Origin of the sequence: Pseudomonas arsenicoxydans (genome assembly GCF_900103875.1) — a bacterium.
Classification (GTDB): Bacteria; Pseudomonadota; Gammaproteobacteria; order Pseudomonadales; family Pseudomonadaceae; genus Aquipseudomonas; species Aquipseudomonas arsenicoxydans.
The window spans coordinates 1,790,736-1,806,216 of sequence record NZ_LT629705.1; the positions used below are offsets into that span (position 1 = coordinate 1,790,736).

At 59.8% G+C, this 15,481-nt stretch carries 15 protein-coding genes and 1 pseudogene; 4 read left to right on the plus strand and 12 right to left on the minus strand.

All coding sequences use genetic code 11. From position 1 onward, the window contains the following. Positions 1–16: 16 nt before the first annotated feature. The 7 genes and pseudogenes from BLQ41_RS08180 to BLQ41_RS08210 form a co-directional block, all read right to left on the minus strand. Positions 17–445 (minus strand): DUF350 domain-containing protein, encoded by a 429-nt coding sequence (locus BLQ41_RS08180; protein WP_090179243.1) that lies wholly within the window; start codon positions 443–445, stop codon positions 17–19. 14 nt (positions 446–459) lie between these two features. After that, complete coding sequence (locus BLQ41_RS08185; protein WP_090179247.1) at positions 460–1,137, minus strand: DUF2491 family protein; 678 nt, start codon at positions 1,135–1,137, stop codon at positions 460–462. Then, positions 1,124–1,363, minus strand: a pseudogene (locus tag BLQ41_RS08190) (hypothetical protein); the annotation flags it as partial. The gene BLQ41_RS08185 and the pseudogene BLQ41_RS08190, both read right to left, overlap by 14 nt. Positions 1,364–1,457: 94 nt before the next feature. Next, a complete protein-coding gene (locus tag BLQ41_RS08195; RefSeq protein ID WP_090179250.1) occupies positions 1,458–2,021 on the minus strand; it encodes a rhomboid family intramembrane serine protease in 564 nt (187 codons plus the stop codon). Positions 2,022–2,107: 86 nt separating this feature from the next. Next, positions 2,108–2,806: a PspA/IM30 family protein gene (locus BLQ41_RS08200; protein ID WP_090179253.1), complete on the minus strand. Its 699-nt coding sequence runs from the start codon at positions 2,804–2,806 to the stop codon at positions 2,108–2,110. 24 nt (positions 2,807–2,830) lie between these two features. Next, entirely contained in the window at positions 2,831–3,520 is a 690-nt protein-coding gene (locus BLQ41_RS08205) for a YjfI family protein (protein WP_090179257.1), read from the minus strand. Between the two features lie 174 nt (positions 3,521–3,694). Further along, the gene (locus BLQ41_RS08210; RefSeq protein WP_090179262.1) at positions 3,695–4,249 is read right to left on the minus strand and encodes a cysteine hydrolase family protein; all 555 of its coding nucleotides are present in this window, start codon (positions 4,247–4,249) and stop codon (positions 3,695–3,697) included. Between the two features lie 101 nt (positions 4,250–4,350). Here BLQ41_RS08210 and BLQ41_RS08215 point away from each other — a divergent pair, with 101 nt between their 5' ends. From BLQ41_RS08215 to BLQ41_RS08225, 3 genes are all read left to right on the plus strand, one after another. Next, entirely contained in the window at positions 4,351–5,343 is a 993-nt protein-coding gene (locus BLQ41_RS08215) for a GlxA family transcriptional regulator (protein ID WP_090179266.1), read from the plus strand. Positions 5,344–5,550: 207 nt separating this feature from the next. Further along, on the plus strand, positions 5,551–6,660 hold the full coding sequence (locus tag BLQ41_RS08220) for a DUF3182 family protein (protein ID WP_090179269.1): 1,110 nt from the start codon (positions 5,551–5,553) through the stop codon (positions 6,658–6,660). After that, positions 6,650–7,408 carry an alpha/beta hydrolase family protein gene (locus tag BLQ41_RS08225; protein WP_090179272.1) on the plus strand — a complete coding sequence of 253 codons (759 nt, stop codon included), beginning with the start codon at positions 6,650–6,652 and terminating at the stop codon, positions 7,406–7,408. The genes BLQ41_RS08220 and BLQ41_RS08225 overlap by 11 nt, the downstream gene beginning before the upstream one ends. A 126-nt stretch (positions 7,409–7,534) precedes the next feature. Here BLQ41_RS08225 and BLQ41_RS08230 read toward each other — a convergent pair whose 3' ends face one another. From BLQ41_RS08230 to BLQ41_RS08250, 5 genes are all read right to left on the minus strand, one after another. Further along, entirely contained in the window at positions 7,535–8,521 is a 987-nt protein-coding gene (locus BLQ41_RS08230; protein ID WP_090179276.1) for a lysylphosphatidylglycerol synthase domain-containing protein, read from the minus strand. Then, positions 8,508–9,800 (minus strand): cardiolipin synthase ClsB, encoded by a 1,293-nt coding sequence (gene clsB, locus BLQ41_RS08235; RefSeq protein WP_090179280.1) that lies wholly within the window; start codon positions 9,798–9,800, stop codon positions 8,508–8,510. Before clsB ends, BLQ41_RS08230 begins: the two co-directional genes overlap by 14 nt. Then, positions 9,797–10,594 (minus strand): endonuclease/exonuclease/phosphatase family protein, encoded by a 798-nt coding sequence (locus BLQ41_RS08240; protein WP_090179284.1) that lies wholly within the window; start codon positions 10,592–10,594, stop codon positions 9,797–9,799. The genes clsB and BLQ41_RS08240 overlap by 4 nt, the downstream gene beginning before the upstream one ends. Then, entirely contained in the window at positions 10,591–11,517 is a 927-nt protein-coding gene (locus tag BLQ41_RS08245; protein ID WP_090179288.1) for a DUF72 domain-containing protein, read from the minus strand. The genes BLQ41_RS08240 and BLQ41_RS08245 overlap by 4 nt, the downstream gene beginning before the upstream one ends. Positions 11,518–11,730: 213 nt before the next feature. Next, positions 11,731–12,942: an MFS transporter gene (locus tag BLQ41_RS08250; protein WP_090179291.1), complete on the minus strand. Its 1,212-nt coding sequence runs from the start codon at positions 12,940–12,942 to the stop codon at positions 11,731–11,733. A 328-nt stretch (positions 12,943–13,270) separates the two neighbouring features. Between BLQ41_RS08250 and BLQ41_RS08260 the strand changes: the two genes are divergently transcribed. Continuing rightward, positions 13,271–15,388, plus strand: a complete 2,118-nt coding sequence (locus tag BLQ41_RS08260) for a mechanosensitive ion channel family protein (protein WP_090179298.1) — start codon at positions 13,271–13,273, stop codon at positions 15,386–15,388. Positions 15,389–15,481: the final 93 nt, after the last annotated feature.

The following is a 15,481-nucleotide window of genomic DNA, read 5'->3' on the forward strand; positions in this document are numbered from 1 at the left end:
GATCTCCGTTGCGCAATCAGTTCTGGGTAGGGGTCATGCAGGCGGCGTTGAGCATGCCGACGCTGATGGCCACTGCTGCGACGTAGATACCGGCCGCGATTTCACCTTTCCTGATACGTTCAGAGGTGCCTTTGAGCACCAGGCTGGTCACCAGAAATGCCAGCAATTGAACGAGGGCTGCAATTACCGCCCAGACAACGAAGTCCAGAATGCTGATCGAGTAGGCAATCACGTTGCTGGCCGGAATGGCGAAGCCGACGATTGCACCGCCCAAGGCGATAGCGGCGGCCACGTTGCCCGAACGGATCAGCTCGAATTCCTTGTGCGGAGTGATGCGGGTGTAGATGAACTGGAACAGGGCGAACAACACGGCGGCGCCGAGCAGGTAGGAAACAAACCCGAACACGGCGGCTTTGTTCAGGGAGATGGAGAGCGCTTCTAGCATGGACTTCTTCCTTTTTAGAACGTGTTCAGGTCGGTTGTGTACAGCGAGATGCCCAAGGACGTGCTCAAGCTGATGGTGCCTTCAGCGTCTTCTTCAACGGAAAACAGCAGGAATTCCCGGCGATCGGTAAGGCCGGTTTCGCGGGCGTACAGCATCGAACGGTGCTCGATGCTGTAGGACTCGTCCGGGTTTTTCAGTTGTTCGCTCAGTGCCACCAGTTCTGTCTGGCCATTCTCGGTGCCCCATTCGCGGGCGTATTCCACGCCGTTGTGGGTGTAGGTCGGCAGTCCGATCAGGCTTTGCGGGCCGGCCAACCGACGCAGTTCCGCTTCACTGCTGATGGTGATGTAACTGAGGTAATTGAACAGGATCACCGACTCGACCTGCCCGGCGATGTCGCCGGTGGTGTGTACCTGCAGCCAGTAGTCTTCGTCGTTCATGTAATAGCGCGACAGCCAGGTCGACTGCCCGAGGTCAATGGTGCCGTTGCTCCAGATCTGCTGGGAACCCGGGATGGTCACCGTGGTGTTGCCGTCGAGCAACAATCTCAGGGAGGTGTCGAACATCACGCCCTTGCCCAAGGCCAGTCCCAACGGACCGGTGGCGGGTGACGCGGTTTCGCTGGCCGTCCATTTCGAATCGGTATTCGCGTTCGGGGCCTCAAGCCCCATCAATTGTTTAAACCATCCCATTGGAGATTTCCTTGAGGCGAGTGGAGGCGAAGTAGAACAGCTCGCCGCCCTCAACGCGTGTCGCGCTGGCGAGCGAGGCGATTTCACTGTCATTGAACTGGGCGACGATGTGCCCGACCGGGCTCAATTGATTGACCGCCAGCGCGGTGGCCGGAGTCAGATCGTCTGACGGGGTTCGCACCAGGCCTGCCCAGCCAAATCGGTGGAAGAGGGACGAGGTGTACAGGCGAAATAAAAGAAAAATCGACATTTTGTCCCTGACTCCGTGGGTACTGATTCCTGGCGACGTTATCGCCTCGGCGTCTGAAAGCCTGATAGCGTTAACGGGCGGCATTAAACCTGCTGCGCGGCGCAGAGAAAAGTACCTTGGCAGCGATAAATCCGGCGAATGCACCAAAGAGGTGACCTTCAAAGGAAACACCCTGGCGAGGCAGGAAGCCAAAAATCAAACCACCATAGAGCAGCGCCACGACGCTGGCCGTCACCAGGTTGCCCCAGCTTCTCTGGAACCAGGCACGGGCCAGAATGTACGCCCACAGCCCGAACACCCAGCCACTGGCGCCGATGTGCACGCCTTTGAAACCGAACAGCCAGACCAGCGAACCGCCCAGCACAATGATGATGGCGCTGACCGCCAGAAACCGATTGAACCCTTCGATAATGACCAGCGTGCCCAGAATCAAAAAAGGAATCAGGTTGGCGCTCAGGTGCGCAAATGAGGCGTGGAGAAAAGGCGAGGTGAGGATGCCGGGCAGCCCGAAGAGCGTTCTCGGGACCAAGCCAAATGACAAAAGGCTGTAGCCAGTGATGGCGTTGAGCACCTGCAGCGCGACCATGAAAATCGCCACGCCGGCGATTGTCTTGAAACCCTTCAGGGCATCCATCCTTGACCTCGACTCAACAGAATTTGGAACGCAATCCAGTGTGGGAGCGAGCGTGCTCGCTCCCACAGGTTATGCGTCCGGCAAAGTTACTTGGCCGACTTCTGCTTCAGGCGTTCCAGGATCGCATTGGCGCTGCCCGAATCCGGTGTGATGCCGGCTTCGCGCAGTTTGCGCTCCAGGTCAGTACCGGTCGACGCATCCGCCAGTTCGTCCTGAGCTTGCAGTTCAGCGGCACGTTGCTGCTGCTTGGCTTGCAGGCGGTTCAGTGTACCGACGGCGGTTTCCAGCTTGCCGTTAGCGCCGCCACTGGCGATGGACGCGCTGACCTGGGCCTTTTGCACGCTTTCACGTGCCTTGGCCATGTCCACTTGCTGGCGCAGGCTCTTGATGCGGTTTTCGGCCTTGGTGATGTCTTTGCGCATGTTGTCCGCGTAACCACCGAACTCGGTGGCCTGCTTTTGCTCGACATCCAGTTCGTTGGTCAGAGTCGAAATGGCTTCAGCCACTTCCATCGCCAGGTCTTCACGGTTGGCCTGGATGGCGGCCAGCGCCTTGGATTCCAGGTCCTTGATCTTGGCGTTGTATTCGCTCACGCGATCAGCCGACAGTTTGTGCTTGGCCATGATGGTGACCAGCTCACGTTTGGCGTTGGCCAGGGCGCTGTCAGCATCACGAATTTCCTGGTCGAGGATACGCAGGGCCTGTTGGTCGACGATCGATTCGCCGACTTCATTGGCACCGCCGCGCAGCGCGGTGAACAATTTGCTCCAGATGGACTGAGTCATTGGATAATCCCTATTCCTGAAAAATTAATGGAAGAAACGTTCAAAGGCTTCGCTGGCGCGTTGCACATTGTCGACCAGGGTTTTGACCTCGGTCACGACGTTGGTCAGGCTGGAATCGGAGCTCAGCGCGCCGAACATGTTGTAGACGATCTGGCCGTTCGGCATCGACTCGATACCGATCGAGGACAGCGGGAACAGTTCGCGACTGCGCAGTACGGCATCGTTGAAAGCCGGCACATCCTTGATCGACTCGACGTCTACCAGAACGGTGTCGACGATGATCTGCTCGCCCACCACCGCGATGTAAATCGGCAGGCCACCGAAATCGTTCATTTCCAGCTTGATGCTGGACTCGGAGCCTTGAACCAGAGAAAGCGTGATGTCGTTAGAAACCACTTCGTCCAGTGCCTGAAGGGCGCTGAACAGACGATCGATGTTCCAGTTAGTACCTGCGCTCATGTAATTCTCCGACATGAATGAGCCAGCCAGAATCGGTTGGCGTAGCTGTTTCTCCATCTGCTTGAGCAGGCTTCGGTTTTCGGGAAGCACCCAAGTCTCGTGTTTCACATAACCGGCACCAGCCAGGCCCGCGCGCATCTGCTTCATATAGAAGCTCGATGGTTTTTTCGCGGACGGTTTCGAGCGCTCTCCCTTCTGGCTCGCTGAATCGGTTACAGGCTCGGCAGGCGGACCTGATGGAGAGCGACTTTTCATACTGGTAACTCCGTTGTGAAAATCTCACGCGTGAGAAACACTACAGGCAATTTCTGCAGCTCTCAATAGCTCACGCGTGAGATTTTTTGTCTCACTTTTTTCCGGGCAAATAAAAGACCCGCGGCACATAAGCGCGGCAGGCCCTTTTTGGAATTCGATCAATCAGTTGAGGCGTTAGTGGTTGGCTGCCAGGAATTCGTCGGTGGAGATCACGCTGGCGTAGGCGAAGCCCAGAGAAGACATGAAGGCGGCGTGAACCTGGGCGGCAGGCACGGTGATGCCGTTGAATTCCAGGTCACGCGAGGCACAGGCGTCATGGATCACGGTGACGGTGTAGCCGAAATCGGCAGCGGCGCGGGTAATGCCGTCGACGCACATGTGGCTCATGCTGCCAACGATCACCAATTCCTTGATGCCTTGTTCGTCGAGGATCGATTTAAGCTCGGTTTCGCGGAACGAGTTGACGAAGTGCTTGAGCACCACCGGCTCATCGGCGCGGTTGAGAATCTTGGGATGCAGCTTCGCGCCTTCGGAGCCCGGGGTAAAAAATGGCGCCTCGCTGGAGGTGAACTCGTGGCGGATGTACACCACCGAATCGCCGGCTTCGCGAAAGGCGTTGAGCAACCGGACGGCGTTGTCCGCGGCGGCGTCGGCACCGACCAGCGGCCACTTGCCTTGGGGGAAGTAGTCGTTTTGGATATCGACTAGGATGAGTGCTTGCTTGGCCATGACTGTTTCCTCGGCGTGTATGTTGGTGTGGAATGGAGTATTGGGCCTGGCAGGTCGTCCTGGGATTGGCCGCACCGACAATAGAAGGGGTAAAACTGACAATGGATGCACAAAGGGCAATCGTCGAACTGGGCGTGTTGATGTACCCCGGTGCGCAGATGGCGGCGGTGCATGGGCTGACAGATTTGTTCGGGGTGGCGAACCGGATTGCCGCCGAGCATCAGACGGCGCAGTTGCCGCTGCTGCGGGTCAGCCATTGGCAGGTCGAAGGTGATCAGCCACCCGAGCGGATTTACGACAGCCATCCGGGGCCCGACAACGCCTTGGTGGCGGTGCTGATTCCGCCGTCGATTGGCGGATTTTCCAAAGGCCTGGCATCGCAGGCGCTGATCCAGTGGATTCGTCAGCAACATGCTGGCGGGGCAACCTTGGGTGGCGTGTGCGTCGGCTCGATCCTGTTGGCCGAAAGTGGCCTGCTCGATGGCCGCAGTGCGACCACTCATTGGACTTCGGCCAAGTCTTTCGCCGAACGTTACCCGGCGATCAAGCTCAAGGCCGACACACCCATCGTCGACGACGGCGACCTGATTACTACCGCCGGGCTGATGGCCTGGTCCGAGTTGGGTCTGCGTCTGGTTGACCGCCTGCTCGGCCCGAGTATCGCCACCGGCACCGCGCGTTTTCTGGTGGTGGAACACAGCGACAGCGCCAGTGAATGCGGCAGCAATTTTTCACCGATCCTGAGCCATGGCGATGCCTCAATTCTGAAGGTTCAGCATTGGCTGCAAAGCACCGGGGCCACCGATGTTTCGTTGACAGCGATGGCGGAGCGGGCGGGGCTGGAGGAGCGCACTTTCCTCCGGCGTTTCCGTTCGGCGACCGGGCTCAAACCCACCGAATACTGCCAGCACCTGCGGGTGGGCAAGGCGCGGGAGATGCTTGAGTTCACCAACGGCACCATCGATCACATTGCCTGGACGGTGGGGTATCAGGACCCGAGTGCGTTTCGCGCCACCTTCAAGAAAATTACCGGGCTGGCGCCGAGTGATTATCGGGCGCGGTTCGGGGTTACGCCCGCTGCCGCAACTCGGTAGGCGCCACACTCCCACAGGGCTCTGCGCAATGCCTTGATCGTGCAAAATGCCGGAGTCTCCCATCGGTGTCGTGCAGAATCAGGCAGGCGTCGTGCCATTACCTTTCTCGCAACTGACTGATTTCAAGGTCGTTTCCATCTGGCCCACCTTGGCCTGATCTCTGCACCCCTTAACCTACATTCATCAAACGCAGTTGAAGGGGGATGCATGGCCCCAACAAACCGCAAAAAACTGGTGGTCGCCCATTCGGTCCGTCCCGAAGCGCCCCGGCATGAAGTCGAGACCAATCGCGCGCTGGCCCGTTGGCTGGCGCAAATCCTGGGGCTCAAGTACGACGGCAGCTACGATCCCGAACGTCATAAAGGCCGGGACCTTTACCTGTTGCCAACCCAGACGCTGGTGGGCGCCGCTGCCGCCCGGCAATTGGGCGTCATGGGGCCGGAGGATTTGTGGGGCGGGTATGTCGACCATGACTTCATCTGCACCAAAGCCATCAGCCACGGCCTGCTCAACAAGAATGCCCATGCCCCGCAAGGCTGGTCATCGCTGTTTTGCGAGCGCGTGCGCAGTGTGGTGCTCGATGGCCTGAGCGTATTTGCCCTCGATGACGCACGCCCGGCGGCGGAGCATTTGCTCTACAGCGGTCCCATACGCATCAAACCGGTTCATGCCTGCGCCGGACGTGGACAGGAAGTAATCAAAAGCCTCGACCAGTTCGATGCCGTGCTCGCTCGTTCCGATGCCGCAGAGCTGTTCAGCCAGGGCGTGGTGCTTGAGCAGGACCTCGACAACGTGATCACCCACAGCGTCGGCCAGAGTTTTATCGCCGATAAGGTGCTGACTTACTGCGGTGATCAATACTTGACCGAAGATGGTCAAGGCGAGCAGGTTTATGGAGGTTCCAACCTGCTGGTGGTGCAAGGCGATTACGACGATCTGCTGGCGTTGCCTCTACCAGACGATGTGCGACTGGCAATCCGGCAGGCCCAAGTGTTTGACCGCGCCGCGAACGAAGCCTATCCCGGTTTCTTTGCCTCGCGGCGCAATTACGACATTGCCCAAGGCCAGGACAATGCCGGCAAACAACGCAGCGGCGTGCTGGAACAATCCTGGCGCATGGGCGGCGCCAGCAGCGCCGAAGTGGCCGCGCTGCAGAGCTTCATCAACGACCCGGGGATGCGTGCGATCCACGTCTCTTCGGTGGAAACCTACATCGATCAACCGCTGCCGGCGGACGCCATCGAGGTGTACCGCGGCCCTGCGGAAAACACTGACTTTCTCCTCAAGTACGTAACGGTCAAATCCTATGACGGCTAGAAGTGAAACCATTCAGATCGACATCGACGATGAACAGATGATCGGGACTTTTCTGAGCCCCAAATCGAAAGTCCCCGGCGTGTTGTTCGTCCACGGCTGGGGCGGCAGTCAGGAGCGGGACCTGGAGCGAGCCAAAGGCATCGCCGGTCTGGGTTGCGTATGCCTGACGTTCGACCTGCGCGGTCACACGGGCGGCACCGGCATTGCGCTGTCCCGGGTGACGCGTGAAGACAACCTGCGAGACCTGCTGGCGGCGTACGATCGCTTGCTCGCCCATCCGGCGCTCGACACGTCCGCCATCGCGGTGGTCGGCACCAGTTATGGCGGTTACCTGGCTTCGATCCTGACCTCGTTGCGACCGGTGCGCTGGCTGGCGCTGCGGGTGCCTGCGCTGTATCGCGACGATCACTGGCACACGCCCAAACGTGATCTGGACAAGGCTGACTTGCGCGATTACCGCAACACGCTGGTGCGCGCCGACAGCAACCGCGCGCTGCACGCCTGCTCGCAATTCACCGGGGATGTGCTGCTGGTCGAATCAGAGACGGACGACTATGTGCCTCACGCAACCATCATGAGCTACCGCGCCGCATGTCAGCAGACGCATTCGCTGACCCACCGGATCATCGATGGCGCGGATCATGCCTTGACCGAGCCGGTGTCGCAGCAGGCGTACACCTCGATCCTGGTGGACTGGATTACCGAGATGGTGGTGGGTGAGCGGTTGAGCATCATTCAATCCAGCTGAGATTTGCAGAGTTGATGAGACGCCATCGCGGGCAAGCCCGCTCCCACACTCGACCGAGTGCTTCTGGAGAATGCGATCAATTGTAGGAGCGGGCTTGCCCGCGATGGCGCCCTCACAAACACCCTGTCACTTTGGCTTTTTCGAGATCCGCAACGACTTCGCCTTGGCCTCCACAACCAGGTACATCACCAACGTAATCAGCAGCGGCAAAATAAAGTAAATCGCCCGATACGCCAGCAATCCCGCCACCAGACTCCCGCGCGAAGCCTCATGTTGCAGCAACGCCACAAACACCGCCTCCAGGACCCCGAGCCCGGCAGGAATGTGCGTGATCACCCCGGCAATCGCGCTGATCAACAACACCCCCAGGACTAACGGATAGTCGAGCTTGCTCGGCAGCAGCGTAAAAATTACCGCTGCCATCAACGACCAGTTCAGTGCCCCAAGGGCCAGTTGCAGCATTGCCATGCGCAGCGACGGCAGATTGATTTCCACCCCGCGTATCGCCCATTCCCGACGCTTGGAAAACCGGCACGCCGCCAGATACCCCGCGCTCACCAGCAGCAACAACACGCCCACACCCTGCAACGCGTCGCTGCTCAGCTTCCAGCCAGGAGGCATCCGGACCAGCCCGCTGCTGAACACCGCGCCGGCAATCACCATGTAGCCGAACCAGTTCGTCGCCAGGCTCAATCCGAGGATTTTCGCGATGTTGCCTTTGCTCACGCCGAGCCGCGAATACAGCCGATAACGCATGGCAATGCCGCCGACCCACGCGCTCAGGTTGAGGTTGAAGGCGTAGCTGATGATGCCCACCGGCAGGATCTGCTTCCAGGTCAGGTCCTGGCGGATGTAGGTGCGGCCGATCAGGTCGAAGCAGGCGTAGACCAGAAAACTCACCAGCGTCAGGCCGGAAGCGATGATCAGTGTTCGCACCTTGAAATCGGCCAGGGTATCGAACACTTCGTTCCATTCGATGCGCTGGGCAAGCATCGTGAACAGCACAATCAGCGCCAGGAAAAACAGCATGGTCAGCGGTTTTTTCCAGCGGCTCAAACGCGATGTCGCTGGCGCGGTGGCGTGGCCGGTCGAGGAGGCTTCAGCGCGGCTCATGGTGGTCGCTCCCTGAATGGGTAAACCGCTTCAATCGCGGCTTATGCGCTGGCAGCCAACCGGCCCATGCGGGGAAGTGGCGCAAAAAGTGAAACACCAGGAAGCCGACTGTCATGTGCCAGACCCGTCCACGCGGTGCCTTGTCCGGTGACATGGCTTTGCAATGGTTGTTGCTCAGGATATCGAGGCGTTCGAACAGTTCGCGGTTGAAGGCGCGATCGCGAATGAGCACATTTGCCTCAAGGTTCATCGACAGACTCAACGGGTCGAGGTTACTGGAACCGACCGTGCTCCAGTCTTCGTCGACCAGCGCGACCTTGCCGTGCAGTGGTCGCTCGCAATATTCATGAATCTGCACGCCGGACTTGAGCAGATAGTCGTAGGTCATGCGCGCCGCTATTTTGGCCACCAACAAGTCCGGCTGGCCTTGCAGGATCAGCCGCACATCAACACCACGGCGCGCGGCGTTGCGGATCTCGCGCAGCAGGCGAAAACCCGGAAAGAAGTAGGCATTGGCGATCACCACGCGGCGCTGGGCGCTGCGCAACGCCAGGCGATAAACCTCTTCGATGTCGGTTCGATGGTCACCATTGTCGCGGAACACCAGCCTGACCTGGCCGTCGTGCTCGCTGAACGCCAGTTCCGAGCGTCGTTGCCTGCGCCGCTGCCACCAGTATTTGGCGCGCCCCGGGCGGCCACTCTGCAGCAGGGCGAAATGATGAATATCGGTCACCGCCGGGCCTTGCACTTCAACGGAGTAATCCTGCTTGGCCTCGGGGCCGAAGTCGGCCAGGTGGTCGGCGGAAAAGTTGATCCCGCCGATGAACGCAATCGTGCCGTCCACCACCACAATCTTGCGGTGCAGGCGGCGGAACCAGTTGGTGCGAATGCCCAGGCGTTTGGGCGCCGGGTCGAATATTTGCAGGTGCACACCGGCCTGGCTCAACGCCGCCAGGTACTCGGTGCTCAACTCGCCAGAGCCGAAGCCGTCGAGACTGGCAGTGACCCGAACCCCGCGCTGTGCTGCGTCGATCAACACCTCCTGCAGCTCTTTGCCAACCTTGTCCTCGAACACAATGAAGGTTTCCAGGAGGATTTCGCTCTTGGCCTGGCGCATGGCCTCGAATACCCGAGGGAAATACGCTTCGCCGTTCTCCAGCAGTTGCACCAGGTTGTTGCCCTGCCAGCCGTATTCAACGTCCACCACGCCGGGTTCACGTACCGCAGGCGTGGTGGGTAAGTGTTCAACGGTGGCTGGCTCTATTGGCGCGCTGCTCATAATTCGATCTCCACCGATAGCGGTGCGTGGTCGGAAAGGTGTGACCAGGGGCGCGCTGTCAGGACTTGCGGGCGGCTGGCCTTGAGGTTGCGCACATAGATGCGGTCCAGACGTAACGTTGGTAGCCGCGCCGGAAAACTGCGCGCCGGTTTACCGTGGTGCTCGGCGAAAACCTCTCGCAGCCCACAGGGCTTGAGCAGCGCATCGGCACGCTGGCGCCAATCGTTGAAGTCACCGGCAACCACCACCGGCGCGTCGGCCGGAAGCTCTTCCAGGCGTTGCTCCAGCAATTTGAGTTGCGCCGTTCGGTGGGCTTCGCGCAGTCCCAGGTGGACGCAAATCGCATGCACCTCAGGCCCGTCGCCGGGCAGGCGCAATACGCAATGCAGGAGACCACGGTTTTCATGGCCGCTGATGGACACGTCGAGGTTGTCGTGACGCACGATCTGGAATTTCGACAGCAGCGCATTCCCGTGATCGCCCTCCGGGTAGACCGCGTTGCGGCCATAGGCAAACTGCGGCCACAACGTGTCGGCGAGGAATTCGTACTGCGGCTTTGTCGGCCAGTTGCTGTAGCGCTGCGGATGATGCTCGTGGGTGCCATGCACTTCCTGCAAAAACACCACATCGGCTGAGACGCTGCGCACCGCTTCGCGCAATTCGGGCAGGATGAAACGCCGGTTGAGTGCAGTGAAGCCCTTGTGCGTATTGACCGTCAGCACGGTGAATCGGTGCACGGCGGTGAGGATTTCCGGTTGATCATCGGCGTGGCCCAGCTGCTCGGAAATGTTCATGGCAACACTCCTTCGGCAACTGGTTCGCCGGGGGCGGTGGCGAGGCCTTCGTCGAGGTGGAAATGCTTGAGCAAGCGCCGCGCATCGAAGGGCGCGCGGACTTTGATGTCGTTGTCGAAATAGCAGAACACTTCCCGGGACTTGCGCGCCTTGGGTTTTTGCTTGGGCGCGATCAGCTGCGGATCCGCCGGTTGCTGACCGTGGTTCCAGGCATCGATCCGCTCACCCCAGCGCTCAAGCGCCTCAGGGGTGTAGCCACTAGCGTAGAGCTCCTCGGCCCCGTGCAGGCGCAGGTAAACGAAATCACTGGTGAGGTCTTCGCGGTACGGCCATTTACCGGCGGTGTCGGCGATGACCAAGGCAACGTTGTAGCGCTTGAGCAGGCGCACGAACGCCGGATCGACAAAGGTCTCGTTCCTGATTTCAACGGCGTGGCGCAACGGCTTTTTCTTGTAAGCCTTGATGCTGGCGTGACCGTGCAGGTGCGAATCGTGCTGGCGGGCGAGGGCGGCAGCCTGTTGCGTGTCCTGAGGCAATTGCTTGAGGAAGCTTTCGAACAGGTCTTCGTCGAATTTGAAATTGGGCGGAAACTGCCAAAGGATCGGGCCGAGTTTTTCTTTTAGCTCCAGGATCCCGGAAGCAAAGAAATTCGCCAGCGGCTTATGAATGTCGCGCAGACGTTTGATGTGGGTGATGAAGCGTGGGGCTTTGACGCTGAAGACGAAGTCGGCCGGGGTTTCGGCGTACCACTGGGTATAACGTTCTGGCCGTTGCAGGGCGTAAAACGATCCATTGATTTCAATGCTGTTGACCGCCCGTGACGCAAATTGCAATTCACGCTTCTGGGTCAGTCCCTTTGGGTAGAAACCTCCTCGCCAAGGTGTGTAGCGCCAGCCTGAAATACCGATATGAATCGCCGCCATGTCGCCTCCGTCTAATGGTCTTTGGCCTGCCCCTCTGTCTTTTGATGACTTCGGGGAAGTCGAGAAAGTTTCGACGGGTTTACGGATGGCTTGTGCTTTGCCGAACACCACAATCAACTGTGGGAGCGGGCTTGCCCGCGAAAGCGGTGTGTCATTCAGCCTTGATGTCGGCTGATAGACCGTATTCGCGGGCAAGCCCGCTCCCACAAGGGTTTAGTGGCCGGCGACAACGCGGGTTGAGCCTTCAACCGGCTCGGCGTACACCGGACCGAGACGATCCAGGCGACCACTCCAGGCCGTCAGCGCCAGCGCCACCAACACCACAAGGCCACCAATCCACGCCGTGTGAATCAGGCCCATGTGAGCCACGATCAGACCACCGCCCCACGCGCCACCGGCAATGCCGAGGTTGAAGGCCGCGATGTTCAGCCCCGAAGCCACGTCGACCGCGTGCGGGGTGTGATGCTCGGCCTGGCGCACCACATACACTTGCAGCCCCGGCACGTTACCGAACGCGACTGCGCCCCAGACCAGCACCGTGGCCAGCGCCAGCCAGGGATTGCCAGCGGTAAAGGTCAGCACGAACAACACAGCCGCCAGCAAGGCGAAGATGATTTTCAGTGCGCTGATCGGACCGCGTTTGTCCGCCAGTTTGCCGCCCCAGATATTGCCCACCGCCACCGAAACGCCGTAGACCAGTAACACCAGGCTGACGGTGCTGGCGCTGAAACCGGAAATGTCCTGAAGAATCGGCGCCAGGAACGTGAAGGCAATGAAGGAGCCGCCGTAACCGATTGCGGTCATGGCGTACACCAGCAGCAGGCGCGGTTGCTTGAGCACCTGCAATTGCTGCAACAGCGAAGCGGGTTTGCTGTGGGCGATGTTTTTCGGCACATAGAGCAGGCTACCGATAAAGGCGATCACACCCAGCGCGGACACGGCGAGGAACGTTTCACGCCAGCCGAAATGCTGTCCGATGAAGGTCCCCAGCGGCACGCCAGTGACCAGCGCCACCGTCAGGCCGGTGAACATGATGGCGATCGCGCTGGCGGCTTTTTCCTTCGGCACCAGGCTGGTGGCGATGGTCGAGCCAATCGAGAAAAACACCCCATGGGCCAGGCCGGTGACGATCCGCGCAATGATCAACGATTCATAGCTCGGCGCTTTCCACGCCAGCAGGTTACCAAGGGTGAACAACACCATCAGCGACAACAGCAGCAATTTGCGCGGCACTTTGCCGGTGAGGGCGGTCAGCACCGGGGCGCCGACGGCAACGCCCAGGGCGTAAAGGCTGACCAGCAGGCCGGCGGACGGCAGGCTGACGCCGAGGTCGGCGCCAATGGTGGGTAACAGGCCAACGATGACGAACTCGGTCGTCCCGATGGCGAAGGCGCTGAGGGTCAGCGCGAGCAAGGCAATGGGCATGACTGCAACTCCGGTGGGTTTGATTGATGGAGCGCAGTGTCGGGGTTTGGGTTGTGCGGAAAAATACAGGGGCGGGCATTTGATATTTGCCTTGTGCGCAAAGATCGTCCCGCTGGCAATGATCGTTCCCACGCTCCGCGTGGGAATGCCTCACCGGACGCTCTGCGTCCGCTCTTGGGGCGCAGAGCGTCCCTGGCTGCATTCCCACGCGGAGCGTGGGAACGATCGGGCTGGGGTGCATGCTGACTGTTATCTCGCGGGCAAAACCGAACTTGCCCGGCATTTCCCGATCAGTTCCTTACAGACCCTTTCGAAGGAGCTCCCCGTTTTGCTCAAGTTCAAGACCGCAATACTACTGGGGGCGTTGCTGTTCCTTGGCAGCAACGAGCTGGAAGCCGTGACGCTGCCGGGTGTTCCCGCCACCGCTGCGGCGGAGGAACCGGCAACGCCTGAGCCGTTGGTCCAAGGCGGCCTGCTCGGAGCCATCAGCTCCAGCATCGACGATGTCCAGGAAAAGCTCGATCTCAACGAAAACCTCGTCGATGCCTGGCGCCTGCGGGCTGACCGAGCCGCCGACGAAGTCGACAAACTGGTCAATCGACCCTCGAGCCGTTCTGGCTGGAGCGTGATCGGCGACTTCATGATGTTGTCCGGGGTCTGGCTCGGCAGTTTTGCCTTGCTCACCGTGCTCGGTGCGATCCTGGCCAAGCGGTTGAACCAGGGCCGTTGGTTGCGTACTCGCCAACGCAGCCAGGACCTGCTCAATTATGTGATGCCTTACACGCTACCGGCCGTGATCTGTCTGCCGTTGACCCTCTACGTCAGTCATTTCCTGCCCGCCTCGGTGGGCCGTGCGCTGGCGTTGTGTTTCGCCTACGCCACCAGCAGCGGTATTTTTTCGACCTCGGTGTTGCTGTGCGTGATCGTCATGTTCAACACCGGGCACAAACGCACGGCGGTGCGGATTATCCGCGATTTCTGCCCCAAACCGTTGTTCCTGATCGGCTTCCTCGCGGCGCTCAGCGATGCGTTGACCAGCCCGCAAATCGCCCGCCAACTGGGCGGCAACATCACCAGCAGCGCTGCCGTGCTCAGCGGTTTTTTCGTCTCGATCATCTTCGGATTATTGGTGATTCGTCTAAGGCGTCCGGTGGCGCATCTGATCCGTAACCGGCCGCTGGCCCAACGCCTTAAACAGCCGTCGCTGCAAGAGTCCCTGCGGATCTTTTCCGGGCTCTGGTACTGGCCGATCCTGCTGATGGTCATTGTCTCGGCGATCAACCTGATCGGCGTTGGCGATGACAATCAGAAGGCACTGCGCTGTGCACTGTTCACTACCATTCTGCTGATCGCCACGGTGTTTCTCAGCACGATTTTCCAGCACATGTTCAAGTCGCGTCAGGTCGAAGCGATCCAGCACAGCAGCGCTTACAAGGAACGCTTCCTCAGTTTGCTGCACGCGTTGCTGCGGATCGTCATGGCCGTGGCCTTCATCGAAATCCTCGGGCGAATCTGGGGCGTGTCGCTGTTCAAGTTCGCCGAGCAAAACTCGGTGGGCCGAGCGATCAGTGATTCATTGAGCAGCATGGGTCTGATCTTTCTTGTGACCTGGTTGCTGTGGGTGGTACTCGACACGGCGATTCAGGAAGCGCTGAAACCGCCAGTCAATAAACGCACGACGCAACCGAGTACGCGAGTCAAAACCATCCTGCCGCTGCTGCGCAACGCGATCAAAATCATCCTGGTGGTGATCTGCGCGATCACCACCATGGCTAACCTTGGGATCAACGTCGCGCCACTGCTGGCTGGTGCCGGGGTCGTTGGCCTGGCCATCGGTTTCGGCTCGCAGCAATTGGTGCAGGACGTGATCACCGGGCTGTTCATCATCATTGAAGACACCCTGTCGATTGGCGACTGGGTCGTGCTCGACTCCGGCCACGCCGGCACGGTTGAAGGCCTGACCATTCGCACCTTGCGCCTGCGTGACGGCAAGGGCTTTGTGCACTCGGTGCCGTTCGGGCAGATCAAGGCCGTGACCAACCAATCGCGTCAGTTCGCGTATGCGTTTTTCTCGGTACAGTTCACCTATGACACTGACGTCGACAAGGCCATCGAGTTGATCCGCGAGGCGGGGGATTCGATCCGTGATGACGCCTTTCTCAAGTACAACCTGCAAGGGCCGCTCGATGTCTTCGGCGTCGACAAGATGGACCTCAACGGCGTGGTGCTGACCGCGCAGTTCCGCACGGTGTCGGGTGGGCAATATGCAGTGAGCCGGGCGTTCAACCAGCGTTTGAAAAAGCTTGTGGATAACAGCCCGTGGGTGCATTTCGCGCAGACTTATCCACAGCAGGTTTTGATGCCACAGCGTGTGATGGAAGAAGAGGGTGGGCCTGTTGCGGAGAATTCGCCGGTGTTGTTGCCGGATCAGCCGCGTACCCAATAGTTCTGCGTTGTTGCTTGCGGCCTCATCGCGGGCAAGCCCGCTCCCACATTGGATTTGTGTGCGCCGCAGATCCCGTGTGGGAGCGGGCTTGCC

Excerpts from the sequence above, each read along its gene's own strand:
- BLQ41_RS08180 (WP_090179243.1), bottom strand. The coding sequence starts at position 445 with ATGCTAGAAGCGCTCTCCATCTCCCTGAACAAAGCCGCCGTGTTCGGG.
- BLQ41_RS08185 (WP_090179247.1), bottom strand. The coding sequence starts at position 1,137 with ATGGGATGGTTTAAACAATTGATGGGGCTTGAGGCCCCGAACGCGAAT.
- BLQ41_RS08195 (WP_090179250.1), bottom strand. The coding sequence starts at position 2,021 with ATGGATGCCCTGAAGGGTTTCAAGACAATCGCCGGCGTGGCGATTTTC.
- BLQ41_RS08200 (WP_090179253.1), bottom strand. The coding sequence starts at position 2,806 with ATGACTCAGTCCATCTGGAGCAAATTGTTCACCGCGCTGCGCGGCGGT.
- BLQ41_RS08205 (WP_090179257.1), bottom strand. The coding sequence starts at position 3,520 with ATGAAAAGTCGCTCTCCATCAGGTCCGCCTGCCGAGCCTGTAACCGAT.
- BLQ41_RS08210 (WP_090179262.1), bottom strand. The coding sequence starts at position 4,249 with ATGGCCAAGCAAGCACTCATCCTAGTCGATATCCAAAACGACTACTTC.
- BLQ41_RS08215 (WP_090179266.1), top strand. The coding sequence starts at position 4,351 with ATGGATGCACAAAGGGCAATCGTCGAACTGGGCGTGTTGATGTACCCC.
- BLQ41_RS08220 (WP_090179269.1), top strand. The coding sequence starts at position 5,551 with ATGGCCCCAACAAACCGCAAAAAACTGGTGGTCGCCCATTCGGTCCGT.
- BLQ41_RS08225 (WP_090179272.1), top strand. The coding sequence starts at position 6,650 with ATGACGGCTAGAAGTGAAACCATTCAGATCGACATCGACGATGAACAG.
- BLQ41_RS08230 (WP_090179276.1), bottom strand. The coding sequence starts at position 8,521 with ATGAGCCGCGCTGAAGCCTCCTCGACCGGCCACGCCACCGCGCCAGCG.
- clsB (WP_090179280.1), bottom strand. The coding sequence starts at position 9,800 with ATGAGCAGCGCGCCAATAGAGCCAGCCACCGTTGAACACTTACCCACC.
- BLQ41_RS08240 (WP_090179284.1), bottom strand. The coding sequence starts at position 10,594 with ATGAACATTTCCGAGCAGCTGGGCCACGCCGATGATCAACCGGAAATC.
- BLQ41_RS08245 (WP_090179288.1), bottom strand. The coding sequence starts at position 11,517 with ATGGCGGCGATTCATATCGGTATTTCAGGCTGGCGCTACACACCTTGG.
- BLQ41_RS08250 (WP_090179291.1), bottom strand. The coding sequence starts at position 12,942 with ATGCCCATTGCCTTGCTCGCGCTGACCCTCAGCGCCTTCGCCATCGGG.